Raw genomic sequence first — 1,652 nt, 5'->3', positions numbered from 1 at the left:
CGGCTCCCCTGATGGCACGCGTGGGCGCGTCCTCGTACGCAACGGCCAGTGCCATCGAATACGACCGTCTGGGCGGCCCCGAGGTGCCGCGCGATGCTGCTCTTCATGATCCTGACGATCCGCGGCGTCGGCCTCGCGTGACGTCGAGCGACGCACCCGACAATGCGGTCGCCGTGCTGCGTCGCATCGCCGTCGCCCTGCACGCTCTTCTCCGGATTCGGACTCCGGGCGACATCGGCCGCAGCGAGAACCTGGAGAGACGGCCTGTCAGTCGTCGTGCCATCGCATCGAACGAGGCGGATGAGCCCGAGGCGCCCCGTGCACCTCGTGGCCGCTTCTTCGGGCGTGACCGTACGCTCGACGACCAGGACGACGCGGACGCGGAGCCCATCGACGATGAGCCCGACGACGGGTCCCCGGTCGCCCGCGAGCTCGCGGAGACGGGGTACTTCTGGAACCTGACGCCCGACCCGTCGGCGCCCGACCCGAAGGCCGACCCCGAGCGCGACGCGAACGGGCTGGAACGGCCGTTGCCGTTCGCGGCGGCGGGGTTCGACGGCGACGGCGACGACGAGGTGGACGACGCGACTGCCGTTTCCGACGGCGAGCCGGCGGACGACGTTCCCCTCGCGCCGTTCTGGACCCAGCCGGCGTCGACGCACACGGAGCTCGAGCAGGGCCCCGAGCCTGACCGGGATGCCGAGCCCGGCGTGGCGTTCCAGCCCGAGGCCGCGTCCGAGCCCGTGTGGTCGTTCGGTGACGACGCGCCGACGGCGGCATACCGCACCGACGATGCCGCCGCGGGGTACCGCACCGACGATGCCACCGCGGCGTTCGGCACCGCCGATGCCGCCACGGCCCGGTTCCCGCGCCGCACCGTCATCCGATGCGTCTGCGACGGCACCTGCCGCCGCCGGCGCACCCGAAACTGCATCCGCTGTTCCCGCGTCCGCCCAGAGACCCGTCGGTCCCGTCACGCTGCAGCAGATGCGCGACGCCTGGCCCGAGGTGCTCGCGTCCCTCCAGCGCACGAAGCGCAGCGCGTGGATGGTGGCGTTCACCGCACAGGTCCGCGAGTTCCGCGACGGCGAGGTGCTCGTCCTCGCGTTCCCGAGCGAGCAGGATGTCGCCGGATTCCGGGGCGGGGCCCCGGGCCAGAGCGTGAGCGAACTGCTTCGCAGCGCCATCAGCGAGGTGCTGGGCGTCACGGTCAAGTTCATCGCCAAGGTCGAGGGCGCCACTCGCGGTGACGCGCCGGGCGAGGCGTCGTCACCGACATCCGCCCCCGCGCCCGTGGTGCCCGCTCCCAGTCGAGCGTCCGAGAGCCCGTCGTCGTCGGCGGCGGCCGGCTCCGGCGCCTCGGCGGCGCTTCCTGCCGCGTCGGCGTCGTCTGCAGCGCCGTCGGCGGCGTCCGCTGGCCCGTCCGCTCCCGCGTCGGCAGCAGCGCCCGCCACTCCGGCCGCTCCGGCCTCGCGTGCCGGGTCCGCCGCTCCGGCCTCGTCCGCCGCAGCCGTTCGGCCGAGCGGCGCGAAGGCGGCCGATGCCGCCGCGACCGGGTCCGTCGACTCCTGGGCCACGGTCGCCATCCCGACCGGCGATCCAGTCGTGGCGCCTGAATCGACCGGCGGCGCCGGCGCTTCCGGCGCGGCTTC

Annotated in this window: 1 pseudogene; it reads left to right on the top strand. The window is 74.3% G+C overall.

The annotated features are described in order from the left end of the window. Positions 1 to 987: 987 nt before the first annotated feature. Positions 988 to 1,652: pseudogene (locus GH736_RS22610) on the top strand (DNA polymerase III subunit gamma and tau); the annotation flags it as partial.

It is taken from the genome of Agromyces humi (genome assembly GCF_009720255.1).
GTDB lineage: Bacteria > Actinomycetota > Actinomycetes > Actinomycetales > Microbacteriaceae > Agromyces > Agromyces humi.
Note: the sequence above shows the minus strand (reverse complement) of the source record. Positions and strands in the feature narration are given on the sequence as shown.